Raw genomic sequence first — 25,554 nt, forward strand, 5'->3', positions numbered from 1 at the left:
GGGCTACTCAGAACAATAATTCCTTTCCGACCGCGCGCCAACCGTCGGCAGGTTATCTAGTCGGAGATTTCATAATGAAATAGATAAACAGCATCAGTTAAAGTTTAGGCCCTGATGCTCGTTTTGCGCGTTCCTTGGCCCCGCAGCGCAGGATGTTCCGCTCGCCCTGGCGTTTTAGCGCCTTCTGATAGCGCGCTGCGCTGCGCGGCCGGCGCGAGGAGAAATGCCGTCATTTTTGCTGGACAAATATCCGCATGCAGGATTGCGCATAATACTTTTGCATATATCATGATGGCCGATTCGAGCAAAATCATTGCCATATATTTGCCCGAAGTGACGGATGGATGGAGCTCGGTTCCACGAGCCCCCTAATCCGCAGGCGCAAGCGCCTGGTGAAAGGAGAGAGATGCAGAATGTCCGGTAAACTGGAAGGAAAAGTCGCGTTCGTCACCGGCGCGGCGCAAGGTATCGGTGCAGCCTGCGCGCGGCGACTCGCGGTGGAGGGCGCGAGCGTCGTCGTGGCTGATCTCCAGGAGGAGGGGGGCAAGGCCACGGTGGCCACGATCGAGGCCGCCGGTGGACAGGCGCGCTTCATCGCTCTTGACGTGACGCGCGAAGATGCCTGGATCGCCGCCATCGGGCAGGTGCGTGATGAATATGGTGCGCTTCATGTCCTGCTCAACAACGCCGGGATCGGACGTCCCGCGCCGCTTACCGAAACGAGCTACGACACGTTTCGCCTGATCTTCGCGATCAACGTCGATGGCATGTTTCTTGGAATGAAGCATGCGATCCCGCTCATCGCCGCGAGCGGGGGCGGCTCCATCATAAACCTGTCGTCTGCGGCATCAAGGAAGGCCTATGCCAATATGTCCGCCTATTGCGCCAGCAAAGCGGGCATTGCGCAGCTGACCAAGGTCGCGGCGCTGGAATGCGCCCAGGGCGGAACGCGAATCCGCGTGAACTCCATCCATCCCGGCATAGTCGTCACCCCGGCTTGGGATGCGCTGGGCGCCCTCAATGGCGGGGACGCCTCCACCGCCATCGATCTCGACGCGATGGCCGCCCAGACGGTGCCGCTGGGCTACGCCGGCGCGCCGGACGACATAGCCAATGCCGTGATCTACCTCGCCAGCGAGGACAGCCGATACGTGACCGGGACCGAACTGGTCATCGATGGCGGGCAGCTGCTGCTGTGACCTGCGGGGCGGGATGCCCCGCGCCCTCGACGATTTCATCGACCAAGCAAGGACATCACAGACCATGAGTGGATTGCTACAAGGAAAGACCGCCATCCTCACCGGCGCCGGATCGGGGATGGGCCTCGCGACTGCGCGCCTGTTCCACCGCGAAGGCGCCAATCTTGTCCTGGTCGATATCTCGGGCCAGCAGGATGCCACCGCCCGGGAACTGGGCGACAGGGCCGTTCCGGTCCAGGCCGACGTCGCCAGGGGCGAAGAGGTCAGGGCGGTGATCGATCGCGCCGTAACCGAATTTGGCGGCTTGGATATCCTTTGCAACATCGCCGGTGCGAATGCGCCGATGCAGTTGCTTGCGAATTCGCCGGAGTCAGATTTCGACCGTATGGTCGACATCAACTTGCGCGGCGTGTTCCTGACGATGAAGTATGCGATCCCGGTTCTGCTTGCTGGCGGCGGCGGCTCGATCGTCAACGTCGCATCGACCGCAGCCCTGATTGGCACGCCCCAATTGGCGAGCTACAGCGGCGCCAAGAGCGGTGTCTATGGCCTGACCCGCTCCGTCGCGTTGGAATATGCAGCCCAAGGGATCCGGGCCAATACCCTATGCCCGGGCACGATCAAGACGCCGATGATGGATCAGGGTATCGCGGACAACCCGGGAGCCTACGAGTATCTGCGGGATCTGGTTCCGATGCGGCGCGTGGGGCAGGCCGAGGAAATCGCGAACGGCATGTTGTTCCTCGCCAGCGATCAGTCCTCGTACATCACCGGCATCGCGCTGCCAGTCGACGGCGGGCAGACAGCGGGTTGACCGGGGCAGGGTACGGTTGCCGTCCCAAAAACGGTGACCCTACCCTGCCGGCGCATGTTACCGGGCGGTGGATTACTGTCGCGCCCGATCGATGCCGAAGCCGGCTGGGCAGTCTCGCGCTTTCAAACGAACTAAAGTCTAAGTTCAAGCGTCAATCCACCGTCGAGCACGACGCTCGATCCCGTGGCGTAGGAAGAATCATCCGAAGCGAACCATAGAACGGCGCGGGCGATGTCCATCCCGTTCGCAGGCCGCCCAAGCGGCACCACTCTCTTGGCCACTTCATGGGCATCGCCCACGGGAGAATTGGCCGAGAACCCGACGATGACGCCATTGGCCCGGATACCTTGCGGGCCGTACTGGATCGCGATCGTCTTGAGCAGGTTCATCGCGGCGGCATTGCACGCACTGTAGTTGGGCGTATTGTTGGTGGGGCGCAGCGCCGCGATCGAAACGACGTTGACGATCGCGCCGCCGCCCGCCGCGAGCATCATCGGCAGGACCGCTTTGACGCCCAGGAAGGTGCCGTCGAGGTTGGCTGCGGTGTAGCGGCGCCATTCATCGATGCTCAGTTCATCCAGCATCCCCACGCCGAACAGTCGGGCACTGTTGACCAGGATATCGATCTTGCCTTCGGTCTGCCTGATGACGTCGACAGCGCGGGCCCAATCGGCTTCTTCGCCCACGTCCAGCTTCATGTGTCGGACGTTCTCGGGACGTTCGGTCTGCGCGGCGACTTGATCGACGCGGGTCTCATCTACATCGGTGACGAAAACCTTGGCGCCCTCGCTGACCAGCAACTGTGCGAGCGCCAGTCCCTTGGTGCCGCCGGCACCGGATATCAGCGCGACTTTGCCTTCGACTCTTCCCGTCATCCTCGTTCTCCATTTTATGAGCAAACATGGCTGGTAATCCGAAAATCGATCGATACCGGGCCGGCGGGCAGGTATCCCCCTGACTGGCGTGTGATCGCGGCGATCTGCCGCGAACCGCATCGTCTCCATCGGTGACGTTTGACATGCGCCGATTTATTAATACGATCGCTTTAATATCCCGCCATGGAGACTTGTCAATGCCGTTCCGGACAGTGCCTTGAATAGCGATCCGAGGAAGGTCGTCCAGACCGAGCGAAGCGGCGCGACGCGGCTCGAACTCAAGCGCGTCGCGCAGCGCATGTTCGCCGAACACGGGATCGCGGCGATCGGCATGCGCCAGATCGTCGAAGCCGCCGGCCAGCGCAATGCGGCGGCGATTCACTACTATTTTGGCAGCAAGGACGACCTGATTCGCGAATTGTTGATCGATGGCGCCGACGCAATTGACACGCAGCGACACGCGATGCTCGATGGCTTCGAAGCACAGGAAAGGGACATTGGCCTGCGTGCGGTGGTCCGCGCATTGGTGCTTCCCAGCGACGCGGTCTATGCCGGCGGCGAGACTACGTACCTGCGGTTCCTCTCGAACGTAATGGCCGAACGCCGCCCCTTGTTCGACGAGACGATCCGCCCCGCCCACGCGACTGCCTATGCGCGGTGCATCGCGCATACCCGGCGATTGCTGGCTCCCCTTGCAAAGGCCACCATAGACCGCCGCCTGCTTTATGCGGGCCTGACGATGCAGGCCATTCTGGCGGCCCGGGAACCTGCGATCAAGTCGGACGCCGGCAACCATGGTTACTGGGGTGACGAGGCGGTCGCGGCGCTGCTCGATTGCGTTTATGCGATACTGACGGGCCCGGTGGGGGAGGCGGCGGCTTAGGTGCAGGTCGCCCTGGCGGATCATGGGACGTCGGGCAGCCGAAGCGACGCGAAGCATCCTGTAATCCCCCAGGGCAGTTCTGGATCGGACGGTCAGAAGCGCATCGTCACTTCCGCGCCATATGTGCGCGGCGCGGCCCATGTCCCCTGATATTGCGAGGACGAAGACTGGTAGAAACCGAAGACCTTGTAGTCGGTCTTGCCAATATTCTTGGCAAAGGCCCTGACTGTGAAGCGGTCGTTCGCCGGCGTGAACGTGACATAGGCGTTCTGGACGTTGTAGGCTTTCTGGGTTCCAGCGGCCTTGGCGAATTCGTCGAAGTGGACCTTGCCGCTGAAGAACGTCTCTCCCCGCACGACGATGGAGCCTCCTCCCGACAGGTCGAAGCGATTTTCCAGGCCAACATTGAGCGTATAGGGCGGGGCGCGATTCAACCAGTTGCCCGAAACGTCGGTCAGGCGGCTGGCATCGTCGGGCCGCGGGTCGAGCGCTGAACAGGCACCCGGAAACGCCGACTGGTCGCAGTTCAGGAAGTCTGTGTACTTGGCGGACTGGAGCAGCCCCGAGACGTCAAGGCTGAGGCTGTTGGTTATCAGCGCATTCAGACTCGCTTCCACACCGTAGATCTTCGCCGAAGCGGCGTTCTCGACGAGGAAGGTGCCGACGCCAACCACCTTCTGCACCTGGATGTCGGAATACTTATAGTAATATCCTGATACATTGAGGCGAATCCGGTTGTCGAACAATTGCGATTTGATGCCGACTTCCGGCCCCTTGATCCGTTCAGGAGCGAAATCGTCGCCGGGGCTGTTGGCCACGAAACCACCGGACTTGAAGCCCTTGGACCATTGCCCGTACAGCATGATCTTGTCGGTCACGTCGAATTGGATACCGATTTTCGGCGTCCATGCCTCGTCGGAACGGCTTTTTGTCGCCAGTCCGTAGTTGAAGGCGGGGTTCGGCGTCGTCACCGACTGGGTCGCCGTCTTGCTGTCATTGTTATAGCGTATACCGCCGACCAACCTCAGGCCATCGACCACGGTAAAGGTCTGGTCGGTGAAGAATGCGTAGGATTCAGCTTTCTGCTTCGTATATGTGGAGAAGAAAAATCCGGGGCCTGCGATAAAGAAGTCGGTATCGCTGGTTCCGCGATATTTGTCATGGAAGTAGAATGCGCCGAATATGGATTTCAGGCGATCATTGAACGATGACGTCGTGATATTGACTTCCTGGGTGAACGTCGACGTCTTGCTATCGGTATCCGTCGAAACGCCGTAGAACGAGCTAGAATCACCATCGAGCCGCATCCTGTCCTTGAACGTCTGGTATGCCGTGATCGACTTGACCGTCACGTTGTCCGAAAGATCCCAGGTCAGGGTGCCGTCCGTCTGGAAATAATCGCTTTCCTGGAAGCCGTCGAGGTCGCTGTAGGTCCGGTGCGGGCGCAAGGACTGCTGGGCGAGCCGGGGATCGGAGGTCGGCTCGAAAACCGCCGAAACCGGGCGGGTCTTCGAATTGAGATAGATCGCCTCGACGTCGAAGCGCAAGGTGTCGGAAGGCGTGAATGCCAGCGCCGCGCGTCCTCCCAGCGATTTGTTCGTCTCAAAGCTTTTGCGCGGCGCCCCTTCCAACAGGTTGCGGGTGAAGCCCTTGTCCTGGTTGTCGTAGATGCCGGACAGCAGGAAGCCGACGCTGTCCGAAATCGGTCCCGACACACGCCCCTGGATCGCATAACGGTCATAATTACCAATACGGCCCGTCACTTCTCCCTCGAAGACTTCGCTAGGCCCCTTGAGTACGTAATTGATGACGCCGCCCGTGGCATTTCGCCCGTACAGCGTGCCTTGCGGGCCGGACAGTACCTCCACTCGTTCCAGATCGACCATCGCGGAGTCTACGCTACGCGAACGAGGCTGATACACGCCGTTGATATGTGTCGCGACCGATGGGTCTTCGGTGCCCGAAGTCGTCCCTGTGCTGATGCCTCGAATGGCGATGACGCTCGTTCCGAAGAAGCGGTTAACGACCATGGAAGGAATCTGGGTCTGAAGGTCGGCGACATTCTGAATTTGGCGCGTCTCGATCGCGTCGGTGGACAGCGCCGTGATCGTTGCCGGCACCCGCTGGGCGCTTTCCGACCTTTTCTGGGCCGTTACGACGATATCCGCCAGTCCCTGATTTGTGGGCGGCGATGCACCCTGGTCCGGCGTCGCTTCCTGAGCAGCGGCGGCACTGGCCCATGCCGCCGCACCAATGCTGGCCGCAATCATTAGATTGCGCACGGTTTTACCCTTCATCGCATCTCCCTCCCACCTGCGCGCCCGAACCGGTATCGGCGCATCTCTAATTTATTAAGTGACTAATGAAATACCATCCGATTCATTTTTCGGCAAGAGCAAATACCATTCAGGGTTCACGGGACGAAGCGGAGCGCCTGCGGTCGGCAGCTGGCGCTCTTTACTAACTGATCGATCAGGCGTGTTCCTTGCGCGCGAAGCGGCCTAAGGACGGAAGATTGCCCGGGACGCCTGAAGGAGTTTCGAAATCCACGTTCGGTCGAAAATGCGCGTATCGCTTGGATAAGAGTGGTGCCAGCGTCGAAGGGGCGATCGCCGTTTTGTTGCCAAGCGATATGGGGCGATGTCGCGTTCGAAGAGGTCTATCGAGATTTCCCTGTCGGTGAGGCGGATGCGCGCTGGTTGCAATTTCACGCGGGCAGATCCGGCAGGGCTCTCGCACCAGGCGTCACCGATGCCTCGTTGCGCAGATTGAGTTCCTACGCATAAACGAAGTCAGCGGCGAAATCCGCTTCGCAATCCAGTGTCTCGGCCTATCTGCGGGGCTGTTCGGAATAGCTTCCGGTCTGCTTCACGACGTCCCACTCTGACGGCGGCCAGTCTGTCTCCTTATTGGTAGTACCATGATCGCGGGCGGAAGCCGAATAAGACCTACATTCGAAAACAGGGATTGGGAACTCAAGTCATGGAACGTCTTCATTGTCAGCGGCGTGCGCACGGCAGTCGGCGACTTCGGCGGTCCGCTCAATAGTTTGATGCCCGCCGAGCTTGGCGAGCTCGTCGCAACCGAGGCGCCAAAGCGTGCGGGCATCGAGCCCGAGGCGGTCGGGCATATTGTGATCGGCCAAGTCATGCCGACCAGCCAAGGACGAGATGCTCAGCCGCGTCATCGGCATCAAAGACGGTGCCGCTGCCGCCGTGCTGCTCCGACCGGGCCGAAGTCGAGAAGCGCGGCCTCAAGCCGCTCGCGCGCATCGTCGCCTGGGGCCATGCCGGCGTCGATCCCGCCTCCATGGGCGATGGCCCGATCCAAGCCGTGCCAATCGCGCTCAAGCGCGCTGGACTCGGCCACGAGCAGATCGGCGTGATCGAGAGCAACGAGGCTTTCTCCGCGCAGGCCCGCGCCGTCGCCTAGGTGCTAGGTTGTGATCAATCCCGACGGCTCGGCCGTCTCTACCGACAACCTGGTCGGTGTGACGGGCTGCATGCCCACCATCAAGGGCGCCTATGAACTGAAGCGCGCTGGCGGCCAGTACGGCCTCATCACGATGTGCATTGGCGGCGGGCAGGGCATCGCCATGGTCATCAGGAACGTGGAGTAATCTGACATGAAGCTCGGTAGCCTCAACCACATCGGCGTCGCCAGCCCCACTTCGACGCCTTGATCGCGTTCTACAAAGGCGAGATGCGCGTGACCGAGCCTTTCGCGCTCTAAAGCCGGCAGGTGCGTGTCTGCTTTGTCAACACGCTGGGCGAGAAGGGCACCGCCGGTACGCAGATCGAACTGCTTCAGCCGACGGTTGCGGGCTCGGCGGTTAGCAAGCGGTTGGAAAGAACCCGATCGGGGGGCGGGGGGCAGCACCACGTCTGCTAGGCGAGTTCATCGGCCAGGCTTTCCGTCAGCCTGTGAATGCCGGCATTGGATGCCGCGCGCCCATTCCAATTTTCGCTTCCAACGCGGCATCTGCTCCGACGTTGACGATGCGCCGGTTCTCTGATGCAAGCACAAGGCGCGATGACGCCGAAACGATATTTACTTCGGTGTGCGAATTCGTCTCAAAAAATGCGTTGCCATACGGCCGGCTCCGCGTGAGTCGCGGTAACCAGACAAAGCCGCCGACAATGTCGACGAGACCGTCGAACTGTCCGTTTTTGTCGAACCCGCTGGGTGGCAACAGGGTCGGCAAGATCGAGCCTGCAACGTCGGAAAGTCGGCGCCGGTTGTCTCAGGAGCGATTGCGAAGTCCACCCACCACATCGTGCCCTGCGGTCACCAGGCTTTTGATACAGCCGCTGCCAGGACGCACAAGCCACCGGTCACTACGATTGCTTTTACGATGCATCTGCCCCGGTTGCAGCAACATGCACCTTCTACTGCGTGTTCGGTCAATAACATGTTTCCCATTTAAGTGATCAATATATTGTTACATCGGTTGCATGGGTGGGGCTTTTGCGATAATGATCGCGATCAACCTCAGTTTTTACCATGGTGGAAATGCATCGCAATTCGGAAGTCGCGGGCGCTGTTCGTGAGAGAAAATCGGACATTTCGAAGAGCCTGCTGCTCGACGCTACGGCGTCGCTGCTCGCCGAGCGCAGCGCGATGGATGTCTCTCTAAGCGACATTGCCAAGCATTGCGGGTTGAGTGCGGCACTCATCAAATATTATTTCAACAATAAGGATGGACTGTTGTTGGCAGTGCTGGAGCGCGACGCCAACAATGCGATGGCTTCGCTCGATCATCTGCTGGGCATGCCGGTTTCGGCGGATCGTAAGCTCAAGATTCATATTAGCGGCATTATCAATGCTTACTTCCGGTCACCCTACCTTAATCGCTTGATCCATTTCATGATCGAATATGGAGAGCCGTCTTCCAGTAAGCGAGTCTCGGAAATTTACGTGCAGCCAATGGTCGCGGCCTATCGCCAGATAGTGAGCGAGGGGGTGGAGGAAGGGATCTTCAATTGGGTGGATCCGGGAATGCTGTATCATAGCCTGGTGGGGGCGTGCGACCACCTCTTCCATGCCGCTTATACCGCACCCGATACGCTTGGGAGCCCGAAGATTACTGAAGAGATAAAGCAGCGCTATACGGCCCATGTGAGCAACCTGTTCCTGCATGGCATGGGATTGACAAAGTAGTGCCGGACCCGGGCTCGGGGCGGTTCTAGAGTGGGATGACATTAGTTTGCTGAGTATTCAGAGTTGCGCAGGTGATTGCTTCATTCGGCTGGACTGAAGGCATCGAGCAGAGCCGATGCGTCGCCAGGTTGCGTCGTGGGTGCGTTCTGCGGCTTTTCGCATCAGGTGATTAAGCTTGCAAAGACCCGCTCGATCCTGTGTTCATGAGGACTCTCCAGTGCAGATTCCTTTGAGCGGTTTTGAAAATCTACGAGCCAGTTGCGTTGGGTTCCAACCTTAGCCAGCCTTCCCTTGATCCGGCCGCGCCGGAGCCAACCGAGACGGTTTGCCGGTGCGCTCCCGTTCAATCGGCATATTCCTGGAGGGTCATTTCGCTGTTGTTCCGCCGGGGGGATATTATTCGACCAGATAGGGCGTGTCGTGCCAAGCCCACACGCCGCTGGAGCAGGCGATGGATCATAAAAGCGTTAAAGCTATCCTTCTTGGGCGGCGCCCAACCCTCAGTATTGAGCGCGTCAGCGATAATCTGCGCGGTTGCTCCCTGGCTTCGCAGTTCGATTACCCGGGCAAGCAACTTGTAGAAGTTCTCCAGTTGCTCGAACCGCCGGACCGGTCGTGTGAACGCATGTTCCGTCACAGTGCCACCCACCCAATGGTTGACGAGTCCAGCGCGCTCGGCTTCACCCCCGACGATAACTTTCACGCATTCCAGCATCATACGTACAATGGCTTGGCGATCGCGTGCTGTCATTGATGCGCTGCTCTACAACGCCGGGACATCTTGTGCGAGTTGTCGTATAGCATGCTCGGCTTGGGTAAGGCGTTCGGGCTCTTGCGCTAAAGCGCGCCGCCGTTCGACTGCCAGCGACTGCTCGGCCGCGAGTGCAGCTTTCAGTTCCGTTCCAGCGTCTGGGCAACCACTCGGTTATCCGGATCTACCACTTCGCAACGGTGGCGCGCGAGCGCAGTTTCACATCTCGCGCGTTCAAGCCGTGCTTTCTATTGGCCGTGAGTTGTCGGCGTTCCAGCTCAATATCCTTGCACGCTTGCAGGCTCACCTCGACTTCAGCCGGCAATAGGGCTTCAAGGATCAGCGTGGACGTCAGCCTACCGACCGGCCACGCACTGATCGACTGGCAAGGTTCACGGCGTGCGCAAGGTGTGGCGTCAGATGCAGCGCGAGGGCTTCGATATTGCCCGTTGCACGGTCGAACGGCTGATGTGTGATCTGGGCCTACAGGACGTGATCCGGGGCAAGCGGGTGAAGACGACGATCAGCGACAAGGCAGCGCCATGTCCGCTCGATCAGGTCACCGTCAGTTACATGCGCCTGCGCCGAACATGCTGAGGGTGTCGGACTTTATCCAGTACTGTCGATACAACAGGCTCGCGCAGGTCCATCGAATAGGGCTCGGCCATGCTCGCTGGCCTCCCATCTACAGTCAGCATCTTGAAACAGAAATTCAGTCTCAAGGAAATTCCTTTGAAACAGCCAAATGTCATCCCTCTCTAAGTTGATCTTGGGCGAGACGACGGACGCACTGCCGTAGCTGGCTGTGCATCAACCATGCGCTATTCGAACTATGAGCTTGCCGTCGTGATTGCCGGTGAACAGGCGGTCCAGCGCATCGGGAGCCTGCTCGAGCCCCTCGACGACATGATCCTTCCATTTGATCCGGCCCTCCGCGATCCACTGGCTCAGTTCGCCCAGTGCTTCGCGGGCATGCTTTAGGTAGTCGATGACGACGAAGCCCCTTACAGTGAGGCGCTGCATGAGAATCCGGCCAAAATCGGTAGGCCCCGGCATCGGCCCATCCATGTTGTACCGGGAGATCATACCGCAAAGGATCATGCGGCCGTCCTTGTTGAGGCGGTTGAACACAGCATCCATGATCGGTCCGCCAACGTTTTCGAAATTGACATCGACCCCGTTCGGGCAAATCCGGTCCAGCTCGTTCGCGACATCGCCGCTACGGTAATTGATCGCGGAATCGAATCCCAAATCCTGGGTTAGCCAACTGCATTTTCGCTCTCCGCCGGCGATACCGACGACCTTGCATTCCTTTATGCGCCCGATCTGGCCAACTATAGACCCTACCGCGCCAGCCGCGGCCGAAACGACTATGGTTTCCCCTGAAACTGGCCGCCCGACATCGAGGAGGCCAAAGTAAGCGGTTAATCCGGTGGTGCCCAGAACCGACAGATGGGCCGTAAGCGGCACTTCTTTACGGTGGGGAACCGGGACAACGTGCCTAACATCTAGAACGCAATGGCTTTGCCAGCCACCTCCTCCAGTCGGCTGTACGATGTCGCCCGGCTTGAAGCGGTCGGTCCTGCTTTCCTCGACGACGCCAATGGTCACGCCGCGCATGACGTCACCAAGCCCTACGGGGGGAAGGTACTGTTCACGATCGCTCATCCACAGCCGATTGGTCGGATCGAGAGATAGATAAAGGTTGCGAATCAGAACTTTGCCATCATCGATCCGAGGTATTGGCGTTTCGATTAATTCGATATCGGCAGGCGTTACGGCGCCAGAAGGCCGGTTCTTTAAGATCCACTGCTGATTTTTCATGCACCTTCTCCGTTCGGCTTATCCCCGCTGAGGCGGGAAAATTTTCAGATGTCGCGCAGCGCCGCGTACGCATATCAGTTCGGCGCCGGATAGCGGGGGCTGCGCTTCTCCAGAAAGGCCGCAATGCCCTCGCGGAATTCGCCCGATGCAACGCACAACGTCTGGTTACGGTCTTCCATGGCTATTGCCGCATCCAAGGATGGGGCGTCGAGGTTCATCCTCATGCAATCCTTGGTGAGGCGCAGTCCGATCGGGGAAGCATGCAGAAGCGATGCGACCATCGTTTCGCCGGCTTCCGAAAGGTTTGCATCGGACACGCAGCGCGCGACGAGACCGAGACTCTCCGCGCGCTGCGCATCGATAAAGTTGCCGGTGAGAAGCAGTTCGGCTGCCGCCGACGCGCCGATCAGGCGCGGCAGGAAATAGGAAACGCCCATGTCGCAACCGGACAGACCGAGGCGTACGAAGGCCGCGTTCATTCTTGCGGAATTACCGGCGATGCGGATGTCGGATGCTAAAGCCATGGCGAAGCCGCCGCCGCATGCAGGGCCATGGACCAGGCTGACGATAATTTGTGGTATCCGCCGCATCTGCAGGAATATCTTCGCAATTTTGCGTTGGCCGTCGAGAATCGCGCTGACGCTGGCGCCATCTGCGACCGCCGTATCGAGATCGAGCCCTGCGCAATAGCTTCGTCCAGCGCCGCGGATCACGATCACTCTGACAGATGGGTCGGATTCAACTTCCCGGAAATATGCGGTCAGTTCGTCCACCATAACTGGGTCCAGTGCGTTCAAGCGCGATGGCCGATTAAGGGTCAAATGATCCACGGCGGGCGCCTTCTCGACGATGATTGCGCGATAATCCGCCATAGCGCCTCCAAATAAGCTGATCGTACAATAAAATTGGCGACATCGATTAGCCAGCTTTGGATCAGTGTCAACCTTGCTGGGATCGTCGCCTTTGCGCACGTCCTCAGGCGTGCTTGACATTAATTAAACGACCAATTAAATTCAGACATGAGCAAATTTGAGGAGAGGTGTGTGCCCGAAGCCTATATCATCGATGCGGTCAGGACCCCGCGTGGTATCGGGAAAGTCGGGAAAGGGGCTCTAGCTCACCTTCATCCCCAATATCTGGGGGCGACGGTGCTCAAGGCCATTGCCGAGCGCAACAATCTCGAAACGGGCGAAGTGGACGATATCATCTGGTCGACCTCTGCGCAGAAGGGCGGACAGGGCGGAGACCTCGGGCGCATGTCCGCGCTCGATGCCGGATATGACGTGAAGGCCAGCGGAGTTACGCTTGACCGGTTCTGCGGGGGCGGAATCACAACGGTCGCGTTGGCGGCGGCGCAGATCAGGTCCGGCATGGAAGATGTCGTGATTGCCGGCGGCACCGAGATGATGTCCCTGACCGCGACGATGGCGGCGCAGGAACATGCAGCGGGGTTCGAGCTGACCCTGATGGGCGCCGGCAACGATCGTCTGCGGGCGCGGCATCCCCAGTCGCATCAGGGCGTCTGCGGCGATGCTATTGCCACGATCGAAGGCATTTCCCGCGAGGACCTCGACGCTTTCGGCCTTGAAAGCCAGCGCAAGGCGGCTGTCGCCATCGCCGAGGGGCGTTTCGACAAGAGCATCGTTCCCGTCGTCGCCGACGATGGATCGGTGCTGCTCGACAAGGACGAGTATCCCCGGCCGCAGACGACGGCCGAAGGGCTCGCCGCGCTCAATCCCGCGTTCGTCAAGCTGGCCGACATGGCTATCGACCAAGCTGGAACGACGTATCGCGGGCTCATCAACCAGAAATTCCCCGACCTGGAAATCCAGCACGTCCATCATGCCGGCAACTCGTCTGGCGTGGTGGATGGGGCGGCAGCTATCCTGCTGACGTCGCGGGACTATGCGCAGAGCCACGGATTGCAGCCGCGCGGCCGCGTGGTCGCTACGGCCAATGTCGGCGACGATCCCACGCTGATGCTGAATGCCCCGGTTCCGGCCGCGCGCAAGGTCCTCGCCAAGGCGGGCCTGTCGCCGGACGACATCGACCTGTGGGAGATCAACGAGGCATTTGCAGTGGTCGCCGAAAAGTTTATTCGCGATCTCGATCTCGATCGGGCCAAAGTTAACGTCAACGGCGGCTCGATCGCGCTTGGCCATCCGATCGGGGCGACCGGATCGATCCTGATCGGGACGGTTCTCGACGAGCTGGAGCGTACAGGCGGTCGCTATGGTCTAGTCACAATGTGCGCAGCCGGCGGCATGGCCCCGGCGATCGTAATCGAGCGTGTCGACAGCTTCTAACAACGGGCGGAACTAAGAATCATGGAACTGAACGAGTCTAATGCAGCCGTCGTTACCGGCGGCGCCTCGGGGCTGGGCGAAGCGACCGTGCGGGCGCTGGCCGCCAAGGGCGTGAAGGTGGCGATCCTCGATCTACAAGCCGAAAAGGGCGAAGCGCTGGCAGCAGAGATTGGCGGCGTGTTCTGCCAAGTCGACGTCACCGACGATGCCAGCGTGGATGCCGCACTCGCCAAGGCGCGCGGCGCGCATGGGCAGGAGCGGATCCTGGTTTGCTGTGCTGGTATCGGCAGCGCCAAGAAGACCGTGGCTCGTTCGAAGACAGACGGCGGCATCGTCGAGTACCCGATGACCGAATTCGCGCGCGTGGTCGAGGTCAATCTTTTCGGGACCTTCCGCTGCGTGACCAAGTCTGCGGCGGGGATGCTGACGCTTGACCCCGGCGTGGACGGCGAAAGGGGGGCGATCGTGATGACGGCGAGCGTTGCGGCAGAGGATGGCCAGATGGGCCAGGTCGCCTATGCGGCGTCGAAGGGCGGGGTCGTGAGCCTTACGCTTCCGATCGCCCGCGACCTGATGTCAGAGGGAATCCGCGTGAACACGATCCTGCCCGGGATCTTCAGCACCCCGCTGATGCTCGCCGCGCCGCAGCAGGTGAAGGATGCCTTGGCGGCGTCGGTTCCTTTCCCCAAGCGGCTAGGCCTGCCGGTCGAATATGGCGCGTTGGCGCTGTCGATGATCGAGAATACCTATTTCAACGGCGAGGACGTTCGTCTCGACGGTGCGATTCGCATGGCGCCGCGCTAAGCATGGTACAGCTATTCGCCGAGCCGACGCGCTGGATGGACGAGGAACTCGTCATGTTCGACGATTCCGTCGCCCGTTACCTCGCCGAAAAGGCACCACCCGAACGGCTGGCGTCCTGGCGGGAGGCCGGCATCGTCGAACGGTCGGCCTGGACCGAAATGGCGGAAGCGGGCCTCCTGGGCCTTTCAATTTCCACCGAATACGGCGGGGCCGGCGGCGACTTCCGGCACGAAGCGGTGCTTCTGCGCCGCCTGGGCCTGATCGGGGCGGAAGGCTGGGGCGTGCCCTTGCACAACGCCATCTGCGCGGCCTACATCGAAAAGTACGGGACGCCCGAGCAGCGCACCCGCTGGCTGCCAAGGATGGTGACCGGTGAACTGATCGGCGCCATCGCCATGACCGAGCCAGGCGCGGGATCGGACCTTCAGGGCATCCGCGCTACCGCGCGCGCTAGAGGCAACGGCTATGTGATAAACGGACAGAAGACGTTCATCACCAATGGCCAGCACGCCGATCTGGTGATCGTGGTCGCAAAGACCGATCCCGCTGCGGGAAGCAGGGGGATTTCCCTTTTCGTGGTGGAAACCGCAGATGCGCAGGGCTTCAAGCGCGGCCGCAACCTGGACAAGATCGGCCTGGAGATGGGCGATACCTCGGAACTGTACTTCGACAACGTCCATGTCCCGGCGGACAACCTCATCGGCGGCGAGCAAGGGCAGGGCATGTACCAGTTGATGAAAGAGCTTCCCAAGGAGCGCCTCATCATCGCGGTGGAATGCCTTGCGATCATCCAGTCCGCGTTGGAAAACACCCTCGCCTACGTCGCCCAGCGCAAGGCGTTCGGCTCGCGCGTGCTCGATTTCCAGAACACGCAGTTCGTGTTGGCTGAATGCAAGACCGAGGCGGTGGTCGCCAAAAGCTTCGTCGACGATTGCGTCCAGCGCTACCTTGAAGGGACATTGGATGCACCTACGGCCAGCATGGCGAAGTACTGGGTGTCGGAACGGGCGCAGGACATCGTCGACCGTTGCCTGCAACTGTTCGGCGGCTATGGCTACATGAACGAATACCCGATCGCGCAGATGTACAAGGACGTTCGGGTCAAGCGGATCTACGGCGGAACCACCGAGGTCATGAAGCTGCTCATCGCCCGCAGTCTCGAGAATTGAGGGCGGCATGAGCAAGGCAAACAGCGGCACTACGGCTGTGCGCGACAATGCCCGGTTCGACCAGTCGGCGCTCGAGCGCTGGATGGCGGCGAACATTCCCGGCTTCCGCGGGCCACTCGGCGTCGAGCAGTTCAGCGGCGGGCAGTCCAACCCGACGTTCAAGCTGGTGACCCCGCGCGCGACCTATGTGATGCGTCGCAAGCCGGCGGGGCAGCTTCTCAAGGGAGCGCATGCCATCGACCGTGAGGCGCGGGTGATGACGGCGCTGGAGGGCGCGGGTTTCCCCGTTCCCCATGTCCATGCGCTGTGCACCGACGAAAGCGTGATCGGCTCGTGGTTCTACATCATGGACATGGTGGAGGGGCGCATCTTCTGGGAGGGCAGCTTTCCGGGTGTGTCGAGCGCCGAAAGGGCGACCTATCAACTGGCCATGGCCGATACTATGGCCGCGCTGCACCGGCTGGATCCGCAGGCGCTGGGCCTTGGCGATTACGGGCGTCATGGCGGGTATTTCCGGCGGCAGATCGATCGATGGTCCGGCCAGTATCTCCAGGATGTTGATGCCGGACGCACGGCGGACATGGATTTTCTCGTGGATTGGCTGCCCGCGCATGCGGTGGACGACGATGACACGCGCATCGTCCATGGCGACTTCCGGATCGACAACCTGATCTTCCACCCCGACCGACCGGAAGTCATCGCCGTGCTGGATTGGGAATTGTCGACCTTGGGCAATCCCCTGGTGGATTTCACCTACAACCTGATGGCGTACCGGGTGCCGTCATCGACTCTCTGGGGAATATCCGACCTCGATCTTGCGCAGTTGAACCTGCCGGGCGAGAACGAATATGTGGCCGCCTATTGCCGGAGCACAGGGCGCGATCGGATCGACGGGATCGACGTCTTCGTCGCGTTCAATCTGTTTCGCCTCGCCGCCATCATTCATGGTATCAAAGGGCGCATGATCCGGGGAACGGCGTCTTCGGCGGATGCGGCGGCGATGGTGGCGCGGATGGACCTTCTGGCCGCCACCGCGCGGCGCATTGCCGAGAAGATACCGGCGTAGACCGGCGCGAGCAGGGGGGATACGGGCAGTGACCATTCGTTTCGACTATGAGGGAAAGCACGTCCTCGTCACGGGGGGATCGCAAGGCATCGGCCTCGGGATAGCGCGTGCCTTCGTGGAGGCCGGGGCGGATGTGGCCATCACCGGGACGCGCACCGGCCCCGAAGCCTACGACGGTGATCTTTCCGCGTTTCGCTATCACCAGCTTCGCCTCGACGATGCAGGGCAGCGCGCCGCTTTCGCGGATCGGTTCGGCGACCTCGACATCCTCGTCAACAACGCGGGGCAGGCCATCGAGGGCGAATACGCCCTGGACGGTTACATGCAGACCATGGAGGTCAACCTCAATGCCGCCGTGGACTTGTGCTACCGGTTCCACGCGCGGCTGAAGTACGCGGGCGGCGCCATCGTGAACGTGGGGTCCGGGGCGAGCTACATCGCAATCCGCAAGCACCCCGCCTATACCGCCAGCAAGACCGGCCTGCTGGGCTTCACCCGCGCCATCGCGGATGCCTGGGCGCCCGATGGCATCCGGGTCAATCTCGTCGCGCCCGGCTTCATCGACACCCGGATGACCGAGTGGGTGGCCAGCGACGCCAGATGGTCGGCTGGCATCCTCGCTGCAATCCCGGCGGGACGGCAGGGGGTGCCCGAAGACGTGGCGATGGCGGTGCTGTTCCTGGCCGCGCCCGAGGCGAACTACGTTCGAGGGCAGGGCCTCGTGGTCGACGGCGGAATGCTTTTGCGTTGACACCGTGCAAATCCGCTACCTAAAACTTATTGATCGATTGACAAATTTTAGGCCGATGATACGGCCGAGTTGAAAGAATGAGGTGGATGATTAGTGGAATACGAGACCATCGAAGTGGAGCGCGTCGGGCGGATCGGCGTCCTTCGCCTGAACCAGCCGGCCACCCTCAACGCCGTTTCGCTCAAGATGGTGGAGGAAATCTCGGACGGGCTGGACGATCTTCTCGATACCGCGCGCGCGATCGTGCTGACGGCGGCGGGGCGGGCGTTCTGTTCGGGCGCCAATCTCGCCGATAACGAGGTGGAGGATTTCGGGGCCTCGCTCGAGAGCCACGTCAACCCGCTGATGCTGAAACTGCGCGATTTTCCGGTCCCGTGGATAAGCGCAGTGCGTGGCGCCGCCGCCGGGGTCGGCTGTTCTTTCGCGCTGGCCGCCGATCTGATCGTGGCGAGCGAAACCGCCTACTTCCTCCAGGCTTTCAGCCGCGTCGGACTGGTGCCGGACGGCGGCTCCTCGTACATGCTGGCGCGCACCATCGGCCGGGCGCGGGCGATGGAACTGATGCTGCTCGGCGACCGGCTTCCGGCCGCGCAGGCGCTGGAATGGGGGCTCGTCAACCGCGTGGTCCCGGACGAAGCGCTGGAGCAAGCGGCGATGGACCTGGCCGAGCGACTGGCGGCAGGGCCGCAGAGCCTTGGCCGCGTGAGGCAGATGACCTGGGCGGCGCTCGACACCCCGCTCGAGGATACGCTGCGGCGCGAAAGGACGGAGCAGGCGGACGCCGGACGAACCGCTGATTGCGCAGAAGGCATTCTTGCTTTCCGTGAACGGCGACCGGCACGATTTGAGGGACGATGATGAGCGGTACTTATTCCTTCGACCTTTCCGGGCGTGTGGTCATGGTGACTGGCGCGTCGTCCGGTATCGGCAATCACCTGGCCCGCAAGCTGGCCGCCAACGGCGCCAGGGTCGTGCTGGCCGCAAGGCGCGCGGCGATGCTGTCCGAACTTGAAGCGCAGATCGCGCAGGCGGGCGGCACCGCGATGGCCGTGACCATGGATGTCAGCGAAGAAGCCTCCGTCCTTGCCGCATATGACGCCGCCGAGGCGGCGGTGGGCCCGGTCGACAGCGTCGTCGTCAATGCGGGCATGTCGATCGGGGGCAGCGCGCTGGGCCTCCCCGTCGACGATTTCGACCGGATCATGTCCGTCAACCTGCGCGGCGCCTTCCTTACCGCTCGCGAAGGTGCGCGGCGCATGATCGAAGCCGGCTCGGACGAGCGTGGGCATGGACGCATAGTGCTGATCTCGTCGATCACGGCGTTCTACGTGCCGCCGGGACAGGTTGCCTACGCGGCCAGCAAGGCTGGTGTCGTGCAGATGGGACGCGCGATGGCCCGCGACTGGGCCGGCAAGGGGATCAACGTCAACACCGTCTGCCCAGGGTACATGCGAACCGAGCTGACCGACCAGTATCTGGACTCGCCCAAGGGTACGGAACTGATCGACAGCTTCCATCGCAAGCGCGCGATGAGCGTGGACGTTCTCGATCCCATGGTGCTCTACCTGTGCTCCGACGCCAGCGCCCAAGTGCACGGATCGGTCTTCACGATCGACGACGGCCAGTCGCTGTGAGCTACCAGACCATCCGCTACGAAGTCGATGCGGGGATCGCAACGATCACGCTGGATCGCCCGGCGGTGCTCAATGCCTTCAACAGCCGGATGCTCGAGGAACTGCTCGACGCGGTGGACCGGGCGGATGGCAACGACGATGTGCGCGCGGTCATCTTCACTGGCGAAGGGCGCGCGTTCTGCGCCGGTGCGGACCTGACCGAAGGTGCCGCCGCATTCGACGTCGCCGGTGCGCCAGGTTCGCCGATCAGGGCGGACGGCAGCGCCGACTACACGAAGCAAAGCGCCCGGGACGGCGGGGGGCTGCTGACCTTGCGGCTGTTCCGCTGCGTCAAGCCGCTGATCGCGGCGATCAACGGCCCGGCGGTGGGCGTGGGCATCACCATGACGCTGGCGATGGACATCCGGATTGCCAGCGACGACGCCCGAATGGGCTTCGTCTTCGCCCGCCGGGGGATCGTGCCAGAAGCGGCCTCCTCGTACTTCCTGCCGCGTATCGTCGGCATTTCGCGGGCGCTGGAATGGTGCTTCAGCGGCAGGGTCTTCCCAGCGGAGGAAGCCAGGGCGGGCGGTCTCGTCAGCCGCCTTCATCCGCCCGCCGAACTGCTGGCGGCAGCGCGATCGATCGCACGAGAGATTACCGACAACACCGCTCCTGTATCGGTCGCGCTGATGCGCCAGATGCTGTGGCGGGGCGCCTCGGCGAGCCATCCCATGGAGGCGCACCGCATCGACAGCCGAGGCATCGTCTCGCGCGGCCGCAGTGCCGATGTGGCCGAAGGCGTGGAGGCGTTTCTCGAAAAGCGACCGGCGGTATTCCCGGACCGCGTATCGGCCGACATGCCCGACTTCTACCCATGGTGGTCTGAACCCGAATATGGCTGATCGCGGCCTTCGCGCCATCCGGCAGTCAACCCGATCCATGCTCCTCCAGGAGAGTGAAATGAACCAGACAGTCGAAAAAACCAAGGTCCACAGCCTGACGGTCAGCGATGGGATCGCCGTACTGGCGATCAATTCGCCGCCGGTCAACGTGCTGGGTCATGAGGTGCGGGTGGCGATCGACAGCGGCATCCGCGAAGCGATCGCCGACGATGCAGTGAAGGCGATCGTCATCCATTGCGAGGGGCGCACGTTCTTCGCGGGCGCTGACATTACCGAGTTCGACGGCATTCTCGCAGGACCCGACCTCAACCAGATATTCGCGGTGATGGATGCCTCGCCCAAGCCGATAGTGGCGGCGCTGCATGGCGTGGCCCTGGGCGGAGGGCTCGAACTCGCGCTGGCCTGCCATTACCGCGTGGCGGTTCCGGGTGCGAAGATCGGCCTGCCCGAAGTGTCTCTCGGCCTGCTGCCGGGGGCGGGGGGGACGCAGCGGCTTCCGCGCATCGCCGGCGTCGCCTGTGCGCTCGACATGATCGTCGGCGGCAAGCAGATGGAAGCGGTCAAGGCCGCCGGGATCGGCCTGATCGACAAGATCGTTCTGGGCGATCTGCTGGCCGGCGCCGTCAGCTATGCCGGTGAGCTCGTCAGCCGCGGCGCGCCGCTGCGCCGGGTGCGCGACCTTGTCGCGCCGGGCGATGCCTCCGCCTCCGCGACGATCATCGCGGATTACCGCAAGGCCAACGCGCGCAGCTTCGAGGGCTTCAAGGCGCCGGGGCACATCGTCGCCGCTATCGAGTCGGCGATGGCGCTGCCGTTCGACGAGGGCATGAAGCGCGAAGCGGAACTGTTCGGCGAACTCATGGCTTCGCGAGAATCCGGTGCGCAGCGGCATCTCTTCTTCGCCGAGCGGGCAGCGGCAAAAGTGCCGGGCCTCGCCCGCGACGTGAAGCCGATCGACATCGCAACGGTCGCGGTCATCGGCGCGGGCACGATGGGTTCGGGGATTGCGACCGCGTTCCTCAATGCCGGCCTTGCGGTCACCCTGGTCGATCGCGACGAGGCCGCCGCCGAACGCGGTGCGACAGGTATCTACCGCACGATCGACGGCATGACGGCCAAAGGCCGCATCTCCAGCGAGGAAGCGCACAAGCGCAAGGGCTTGCTGACGACGGGCACGGACCTGACGGCGGCGGTGGCCGAGGTCGATCTCGTGGTCGAAGCGGTGTTCGAAAATCTCGAACTCAAGCAGGACGTCTTCCGACGGATCGATAGCGCTGCAAAGCCGGGCGCGATCCTGGCGAGCAACACCTCCTTCCTCGATCTCGATGCGATCGCCGCGGTGACGTCCCGGCCGGACCATGTGATCGGCCTGCACTTCTTCGCGCCGGCCAACATCATGCGCCTGCTGGAAGTCGTGAGCGGCGCCAAGACGGCGGATGCGGTGGTCGCGACGGGTATGGGCCTGGGCCGCAAGCTAGGCAAAGTGGCCGTCCTTTCGGGCGTATGCGACGGTTTCATCGCCAACCGCGTGATGACCACGCGCATGGCCGCTGCCGAGGCGTTGATCCTCGAAGGGCCGCTCCCCTGGGACATCGACCGGGTGATGCGCGAATACGGGTTCCCGATGGGACCGTTCGAGATGATCGACCTTGTCGGTCTCGACGTGATCGGCTGGGACCGCGAAAACAGCGCTGGTCGCTCCGTGCAGGAAGTACTGTGCGAGATGGACCGCTGGGGGCAGAAGAAGTCCGGCGGATATTACGATTACGACGAAAAGCGCCGGGCGACGCCTTCAGCGGTCGCGGAACAGGTCATCCGCGATTTCGCCGCTCGCTCCGGAGTGGCACAGCGCGACTACACCGATACACAGATCGTAGAGCGGTTGCTCTACCCGATCGTCAACGAGGGCGCGAAAGTGCTGGAGGAAGGCATCGCATCGCGCGCCTCGGACATCGATGTCGCCGTCGTGACGGGATATGGCTGGCCGGCCTGGACCGGCGGACCGATGTTCTGGGCGGATGGCGTCGGCCTCGACTGCGTGGTGGAGGCGCTGGAGGCCTCGGTGGGCGTCGAAGCGGTTTCGCCGCTTCTGCGCAAGCTGGCTGCCGAAGGCGGCAGCCTGACCTGACCGGCCGGCGCCCGCCGGGTATCCCCAACTGGAGTTCCACTGATGCCGACCAACGAAGCCTATATCGTCGCCGCCGGACGGACCGCCGGCGGGCGCCGCAAGGGCGCTCTTTCCCAATGGCACCCTGCCGATCTGGCGGGCGAAGTGCTCAATGCGCTGGTGGATCGCACGGGGATCGATCCGGCCGTGGTCGAGGACGTGATCTTCGGCTGCGTCAGCCAGGTCGGCGAGCAGAGCATGCACATCGGGCGCAGTGCGGTGATGGCCTCAAAGCTACCCGACAGTGTGCCTGCGGTCACGATCGACCGGCAATGCGGCTCCTCGCAGCAGGCGATTCACTTCGCCGCGCAGGCGATCCTGTCGGGCACGCAGGACGTGGTGATCGCAGCGGGCGTGGAAAGCATGACGCGCGTGCCGATGGGCTCGCCTGCGGCGCTCGCCCAACAGGCGGGCATCGTCACCGGACCATGGTCGCAGCGCATCAAGGATCGCTACGGGGTCGAGGAATTCAGCCAGTTTTCCGGCGCGCAGATGATCGCCGACAAGTACGGCTTCACGCGCGACGACCTCGACAGATACGCGCTTGAAAGCCATCAGAGGGCAATCAAAGCTGCTAGAAGCGGCGCGTTCGACGAGGAGATCGTGTCGATTGCCGTCGATGACGGTGTCGGCGGCACAACGCTTCATCGCACCGATGAAGGCATCCGCTTCGATGCGACGCTGGAATCGATCGGCTCGGTCAAGCTGCTGCAGGAAGGCGGCAGCATCTCCGCTGCCAGCGCCAGCCAGATCTGCGACGGCGCTTCGGGTGTTCTGGTCGTTAGCGAAAGTGCGCTCAAGACGCACAACCTTTTGCCGCTGGCGCGCATCCACAATCTTACCGTCACCGCCGGCGATCCGGTCATCATGCTGGAGGAGCCGATCCCGGCGACGCGGCGCGCGCTGGAGCGGGCGGGCATGCGCATTTCAGACATCGACCTCTACGAGGTCAACGAAGCATTCGCACCGATCCCGCTGGCGTGGTTGCAGGCAATCGAGGCGGACCCAACCCGCCTCAATGTCAATGGCGGAGCAATTGCGCTCGGCCACCCCCTGGGTGCTTCGGGTAGCAAGCTGATGACGACTTTGGTTCATGCACTGCGCGCGCGGGGAAAGCGGTACGGGCTGCAGACCATGTGCGAAGGCGGCGGCATTGCCAACGTTACAATCGTCGAGGCGCTCTGACGTGCCGGGACCGTTGGCGGGGGCGCGCATCGTCGAGCTAGCCGGGATCGGTCCCGGCACGCATACCCGGGCGGTGCTGGCCGACATCCTCGTCCGCTAGCGCGTAGTTCTAGACGGAGACCAGCCATGCCGGAACCCTTGCCTGCCTCCAAGTGCGACCAGATTCGCCCTTTCCGCATCGCCGTCCCGCAAGCCGATATCGATGATTTACAGCGCCGTCTGGCCAACACGCGGTGGCCGGAACGAGAGACCGTGGAAGACATGTCCCAAGGCGTCCCGCTCGCGCGACTGCGCAAGCTGGTCAACTTCTGGAAATCCGATTACGACTGGCGGCGAACCGAAGCACGGCTCAACAGCTGGCCGAACTTCATCACCGAGATCGACGGGCTCGACATTCACTTCCTGCATATCCGTTCGCCCCAGAAGGATGCCTTGCCGCTGATAATGACGCATGGCTGGCCAGGTTCAATCGTCGAGTTCATGGATATCATCGGTCCGTTGACGGATCCCGTCGGCCATGGTGGGACGGCGGAACAGGCCTTCCACCTCGTCCTTCCTTCACTGCCCGGTTACGGGTTTTCCGGGAAGCCGAATGCGCGGGGCTGGGATGTCGATCGGATCGCTCGCGCCTGGCATGAGCTGATGCTGCGGCTGGGATACGATCGCTATGTGGCACAGGGCGGAGATTGGGGTGCGATGGTCTCGCAGTTCATGGGCCGGATGGCGCCGGCCGGGCTGGCGGGCGTCCACGTCAACTTTCCCGTCGTCATGCCGGACGACGAGGATCTGGGCAATACGCCTGAGGAGACCGCCGCGCTCGATGCGATCGACCGGTTCTATGCGGCCGAAGCCGGCTACTTCCAGATGCACGTCACGCGCCCCCAAACCATCGGTTATGCCTTGGCGGACTCCCCAGTCGGGCAGGCGGCGTGGATCTTAGAGAAGCTCATGTCATGGACGGATGGCGACGGTGAGGCGGAGGCGCTGTTGGGAATGGATAAGATCGTAGCTATGATCATGCTTTACTGGTTGACCAATAGCGCGGCGTCATCAGCGCGGCTGTATTGGGAGAACGCCGAACTGTCCTATGCCGCGATCAGGATCGATATTCCGGTGGCAGTGTCGCTTTTTCCCAAAGAGCATTACACCCCGCCACGTGCCTGGGCGGAGCGCGCTTACAGCCGTCTTGTCTATTGGAACAAAGTGGATGCAGGCGGCCACTTCGCCGCCATGGAGCAGCCGGGGCTTTTCACTGAGGAACTTCGCGCCGCCTTCACAAGCCTGCGGCAGCATTCGGCGTCTCCAGATGATAATGGATGACCTCGGCTGCGTCCGCACGGGGGGCATGCAGGCGGTTGGCCGGCTCGTTCGGATCGGCGATGCCGATCGACATGCCGGTAAACAGGATCTGCTCGCCAGGAACCCCGAGGAAGCTGTCGATCGTGCGCGGGTAAACGGCCCAGCATTCCTGCGGGCACGAATCGAGCCCGGCTTCGCGTAGGAGCAGCATCACTGTCTGTAGGTACATGCCGCAGTCCGCCCACTGCGGCGGGCCATGTTTGCGGTCGAGGTAGCAGAATAGCGCGACAGGGGCACCGAAGCATTGGTAATTGCGTGCGAACCAGGCGCGGCGTGCGGCCGTGTCCTCACGCGCTATGCCGATCTCGCCATAGAGGGCTTCGCCGATAGCGAAGCGTCGGTCGCTATACGGCGCATCGAGGGCTCGCGGATAGATGTCGTACTGCGTGCCTTCGCCACCGGGTTCATCCCGGAGGCGCCCGGCCATCAGGGCCTTGAGGTCGTCAAGCCTGCGGCCAGAGACGACGTGGATGTGCCATGGCTGCAGGTTGCCGCCAGACGGCGCGCGCATGGCGCGCCCCAGAATGTCGGCAATTAGCGCCAGATCGACGGGCTGCGACAGGAATCCTCGCACCGATCGACGACTGGCTACGGCCTCGCTTACGTTCATCGCACTTCTCCCGCACTTGTCCTGCTCCTCTACGAGATAGTTTATCAACCAATCAATTAAATATTGCGAGCGCCTGTCCGGAATGATAGTCCGGAATTTGCGGATTGCGAGCG

Annotated in this window: 24 protein-coding genes and 2 pseudogenes; 19 read left to right on the top strand and 7 right to left on the bottom strand. The window is 62.0% G+C overall.

All coding sequences use genetic code 11. The features are described 5' to 3' along the window. Window positions 1-413 precede the first annotated feature (413 nt). Complete coding sequence (locus AC07UX_RS19035) at window positions 414-1,199, top strand: SDR family NAD(P)-dependent oxidoreductase (protein WP_495193551.1); 786 nt, start codon at window positions 414-416, stop codon at window positions 1,197-1,199. Window positions 1,200-1,263: 64 nt separating this feature from the next. After that, the gene (locus AC07UX_RS19040; RefSeq protein WP_495193552.1) at window positions 1,264-2,013 is read left to right on the top strand and encodes an SDR family NAD(P)-dependent oxidoreductase; all 750 of its coding nucleotides are present in this window, start codon (window positions 1,264-1,266) and stop codon (window positions 2,011-2,013) included. A 131-nt stretch (window positions 2,014-2,144) separates the two neighbouring features. On the opposite strand, the gene AC07UX_RS19045 is transcribed toward AC07UX_RS19040, so the two are convergent. Beyond that, window positions 2,145-3,017, bottom strand: a complete 873-nt coding sequence (locus AC07UX_RS19045; protein ID WP_495193553.1) for an SDR family NAD(P)-dependent oxidoreductase — start codon at window positions 3,015-3,017, stop codon at window positions 2,145-2,147. A gap of 88 nt (window positions 3,018-3,105) precedes the next feature. Between AC07UX_RS19045 and AC07UX_RS19050 the strand changes: the two genes are divergently transcribed. Further along, the gene (locus AC07UX_RS19050; RefSeq protein ID WP_495193554.1) at window positions 3,106-3,771 is read left to right on the top strand and encodes a TetR/AcrR family transcriptional regulator; all 666 of its coding nucleotides are present in this window, start codon (window positions 3,106-3,108) and stop codon (window positions 3,769-3,771) included. A 92-nt stretch (window positions 3,772-3,863) separates the two neighbouring features. Here the strand turns inward: AC07UX_RS19050 and AC07UX_RS19055 are convergent, their stop codons facing one another. Beyond that, window positions 3,864-6,068, bottom strand: coding sequence for a TonB-dependent receptor (locus AC07UX_RS19055; RefSeq protein WP_495193555.1), 2,205 nt, complete (start codon window positions 6,066-6,068; stop codon window positions 3,864-3,866). A 623-nt stretch (window positions 6,069-6,691) separates the two neighbouring features. Here AC07UX_RS19055 and AC07UX_RS19060 point away from each other — a divergent pair. The 3 genes and pseudogenes from AC07UX_RS19060 to AC07UX_RS19070 form a co-directional block, all read left to right on the top strand. Further along, a pseudogene (locus AC07UX_RS19060) lies at window positions 6,692-6,883 on the top strand (hypothetical protein); the annotation flags it as partial. A gap of 89 nt (window positions 6,884-6,972) precedes the next feature. Beyond that, complete coding sequence (locus tag AC07UX_RS19065) at window positions 6,973-7,203, top strand: hypothetical protein (RefSeq protein ID WP_495193556.1); 231 nt, start codon at window positions 6,973-6,975, stop codon at window positions 7,201-7,203. Window positions 7,204-7,213: 10 nt separating this feature from the next. After that, window positions 7,214-7,390, top strand: a complete 177-nt coding sequence (locus AC07UX_RS19070) for a hypothetical protein (protein ID WP_495193557.1) — start codon at window positions 7,214-7,216, stop codon at window positions 7,388-7,390. Between the two features lie 297 nt (window positions 7,391-7,687). Here AC07UX_RS19070 and AC07UX_RS19075 read toward each other — a convergent pair whose 3' ends face one another. Further along, window positions 7,688-7,975: a hypothetical protein gene (locus AC07UX_RS19075; protein ID WP_495193558.1), complete on the bottom strand. Its 288-nt coding sequence runs from the start codon at window positions 7,973-7,975 to the stop codon at window positions 7,688-7,690. 308 nt (window positions 7,976-8,283) lie between these two features. Between AC07UX_RS19075 and AC07UX_RS19080 the strand changes: the two genes are divergently transcribed. Beyond that, a complete protein-coding gene (locus tag AC07UX_RS19080) occupies window positions 8,284-8,931 on the top strand; it encodes a TetR family transcriptional regulator (protein ID WP_495193559.1) in 648 nt (215 codons plus the stop codon). 343 nt (window positions 8,932-9,274) lie between these two features. On the opposite strand, the gene AC07UX_RS19085 is transcribed toward AC07UX_RS19080, so the two are convergent. Next, window positions 9,275-9,682: a hypothetical protein gene (locus tag AC07UX_RS19085; RefSeq protein ID WP_495193560.1), complete on the bottom strand. Its 408-nt coding sequence runs from the start codon at window positions 9,680-9,682 to the stop codon at window positions 9,275-9,277. A gap of 387 nt (window positions 9,683-10,069) precedes the next feature. Here AC07UX_RS19085 and AC07UX_RS19090 point away from each other — a divergent pair. Continuing rightward, window positions 10,070-10,293: pseudogene (locus AC07UX_RS19090) on the top strand (IS3 family transposase); the annotation flags it as partial. 199 nt (window positions 10,294-10,492) lie between these two features. On the opposite strand, the gene AC07UX_RS19095 reads toward AC07UX_RS19090, so the two are convergent. Both AC07UX_RS19095 and AC07UX_RS19100 read right to left on the bottom strand, forming a co-directional pair. Continuing rightward, on the bottom strand, window positions 10,493-11,506 hold the full coding sequence (locus tag AC07UX_RS19095) for an NADP-dependent oxidoreductase (protein WP_495193561.1): 1,014 nt from the start codon (window positions 11,504-11,506) through the stop codon (window positions 10,493-10,495). A gap of 74 nt (window positions 11,507-11,580) precedes the next feature. Continuing rightward, entirely contained in the window at window positions 11,581-12,378 is a 798-nt protein-coding gene (locus AC07UX_RS19100) for an enoyl-CoA hydratase/isomerase family protein (RefSeq protein ID WP_495193562.1), read from the bottom strand. A gap of 171 nt (window positions 12,379-12,549) precedes the next feature. Here AC07UX_RS19100 and AC07UX_RS19105 point away from each other — a divergent pair, with 171 nt between their 5' ends. The 11 genes from AC07UX_RS19105 to AC07UX_RS19155 all read left to right on the top strand — a co-directional run bounded on the left by AC07UX_RS19105 (window position 12,550) and on the right by AC07UX_RS19155 (window position 24,792). Beyond that, window positions 12,550-13,812, top strand: coding sequence for an acetyl-CoA C-acetyltransferase (locus AC07UX_RS19105; protein WP_495193622.1), 1,263 nt, complete (start codon window positions 12,550-12,552; stop codon window positions 13,810-13,812). A 21-nt stretch (window positions 13,813-13,833) separates the two neighbouring features. Further along, on the top strand, window positions 13,834-14,616 hold the full coding sequence (locus AC07UX_RS19110) for an SDR family NAD(P)-dependent oxidoreductase (protein WP_495193563.1): 783 nt from the start codon (window positions 13,834-13,836) through the stop codon (window positions 14,614-14,616). Window positions 14,617-14,618: 2 nt separating this feature from the next. Then, the gene (locus AC07UX_RS19115; RefSeq protein WP_495193564.1) at window positions 14,619-15,785 is read left to right on the top strand and encodes an acyl-CoA dehydrogenase family protein; all 1,167 of its coding nucleotides are present in this window, start codon (window positions 14,619-14,621) and stop codon (window positions 15,783-15,785) included. A 7-nt stretch (window positions 15,786-15,792) separates the two neighbouring features. Further along, window positions 15,793-16,851 carry a phosphotransferase gene (locus AC07UX_RS19120; RefSeq protein WP_495193565.1) on the top strand — a complete coding sequence of 353 codons (1,059 nt, stop codon included), beginning with the start codon at window positions 15,793-15,795 and terminating at the stop codon, window positions 16,849-16,851. A 28-nt stretch (window positions 16,852-16,879) separates the two neighbouring features. Then, window positions 16,880-17,602 (top strand): SDR family NAD(P)-dependent oxidoreductase, encoded by a 723-nt coding sequence (locus AC07UX_RS19125; protein ID WP_495193566.1) that lies wholly within the window; start codon window positions 16,880-16,882, stop codon window positions 17,600-17,602. A 93-nt stretch (window positions 17,603-17,695) separates the two neighbouring features. Beyond that, window positions 17,696-18,460 (top strand): enoyl-CoA hydratase-related protein, encoded by a 765-nt coding sequence (locus AC07UX_RS19130; protein WP_495193567.1) that lies wholly within the window; start codon window positions 17,696-17,698, stop codon window positions 18,458-18,460. After that, on the top strand, window positions 18,457-19,236 hold the full coding sequence (locus AC07UX_RS19135) for an SDR family NAD(P)-dependent oxidoreductase (RefSeq protein ID WP_495193568.1): 780 nt from the start codon (window positions 18,457-18,459) through the stop codon (window positions 19,234-19,236). Before AC07UX_RS19130 ends, AC07UX_RS19135 begins: the two co-directional genes overlap by 4 nt. Then, window positions 19,233-20,120: a crotonase/enoyl-CoA hydratase family protein gene (locus AC07UX_RS19140; protein WP_495193569.1), complete on the top strand. Its 888-nt coding sequence runs from the start codon at window positions 19,233-19,235 to the stop codon at window positions 20,118-20,120. Before AC07UX_RS19135 ends, AC07UX_RS19140 begins: the two co-directional genes overlap by 4 nt. 58 nt (window positions 20,121-20,178) lie before the next feature. Continuing rightward, window positions 20,179-22,248, top strand: coding sequence for a 3-hydroxyacyl-CoA dehydrogenase NAD-binding domain-containing protein (locus AC07UX_RS19145; protein WP_495193570.1), 2,070 nt, complete (start codon window positions 20,179-20,181; stop codon window positions 22,246-22,248). A gap of 42 nt (window positions 22,249-22,290) precedes the next feature. Further along, on the top strand, window positions 22,291-23,472 hold the full coding sequence (locus AC07UX_RS19150) for an acetyl-CoA C-acetyltransferase (RefSeq protein ID WP_495193571.1): 1,182 nt from the start codon (window positions 22,291-22,293) through the stop codon (window positions 23,470-23,472). Window positions 23,473-23,598: 126 nt separating this feature from the next. Next, window positions 23,599-24,792, top strand: coding sequence for an epoxide hydrolase family protein (locus AC07UX_RS19155; RefSeq protein WP_495193572.1), 1,194 nt, complete (start codon window positions 23,599-23,601; stop codon window positions 24,790-24,792). Here AC07UX_RS19155 and AC07UX_RS19160 read toward each other — a convergent pair. Next, a complete protein-coding gene (locus AC07UX_RS19160) occupies window positions 24,746-25,441 on the bottom strand; it encodes a nitroreductase (RefSeq protein WP_495193573.1) in 696 nt (231 codons plus the stop codon). The two genes, AC07UX_RS19155 and AC07UX_RS19160, sit on opposite strands and share 47 nt — an antisense overlap. Between the last annotated feature and the right edge of the window lie 113 nt (window positions 25,442-25,554).

Source organism: Sphingobium sp. GW821-FHT02B05 (genome assembly GCF_059421905.1).

Coding starts and splice junctions, on each gene's coding strand:
- AC07UX_RS19120 (WP_495193565.1), top strand. CDS start 15,793: ATGAGCAAGGCAAACAGCGGCACTACGGCTGTGCGCGACAATGCCCGG.
- AC07UX_RS19080 (WP_495193559.1), top strand. CDS start 8,284: ATGCATCGCAATTCGGAAGTCGCGGGCGCTGTTCGTGAGAGAAAATCG.
- AC07UX_RS19145 (WP_495193570.1), top strand. CDS start 20,179: ATGAACCAGACAGTCGAAAAAACCAAGGTCCACAGCCTGACGGTCAGC.
- AC07UX_RS19110 (WP_495193563.1), top strand. CDS start 13,834: ATGGAACTGAACGAGTCTAATGCAGCCGTCGTTACCGGCGGCGCCTCG.
- AC07UX_RS19160 (WP_495193573.1), bottom strand. CDS start 25,441: ATGAACGTAAGCGAGGCCGTAGCCAGTCGTCGATCGGTGCGAGGATTC.
- AC07UX_RS19115 (WP_495193564.1), top strand. CDS start 14,619: ATGGTACAGCTATTCGCCGAGCCGACGCGCTGGATGGACGAGGAACTC.
- AC07UX_RS19100 (WP_495193562.1), bottom strand. CDS start 12,378: ATGGCGGATTATCGCGCAATCATCGTCGAGAAGGCGCCCGCCGTGGAT.
- AC07UX_RS19045 (WP_495193553.1), bottom strand. CDS start 3,017: ATGGAGACGATGCGGTTCGCGGCAGATCGCCGCGATCACACGCCAGTC.
- AC07UX_RS19135 (WP_495193568.1), top strand. CDS start 18,457: ATGATGAGCGGTACTTATTCCTTCGACCTTTCCGGGCGTGTGGTCATG.
- AC07UX_RS19040 (WP_495193552.1), top strand. CDS start 1,264: ATGAGTGGATTGCTACAAGGAAAGACCGCCATCCTCACCGGCGCCGGA.
- AC07UX_RS19085 (WP_495193560.1), bottom strand. CDS start 9,682: ATGACAGCACGCGATCGCCAAGCCATTGTACGTATGATGCTGGAATGC.
- AC07UX_RS19095 (WP_495193561.1), bottom strand. CDS start 11,506: ATGAAAAATCAGCAGTGGATCTTAAAGAACCGGCCTTCTGGCGCCGTA.
- AC07UX_RS19150 (WP_495193571.1), top strand. CDS start 22,291: ATGCCGACCAACGAAGCCTATATCGTCGCCGCCGGACGGACCGCCGGC.
- AC07UX_RS19035 (WP_495193551.1), top strand. CDS start 414: ATGTCCGGTAAACTGGAAGGAAAAGTCGCGTTCGTCACCGGCGCGGCG.
- AC07UX_RS19055 (WP_495193555.1), bottom strand. CDS start 6,068: ATGAAGGGTAAAACCGTGCGCAATCTAATGATTGCGGCCAGCATTGGT.
- AC07UX_RS19155 (WP_495193572.1), top strand. CDS start 23,599: ATGCCGGAACCCTTGCCTGCCTCCAAGTGCGACCAGATTCGCCCTTTC.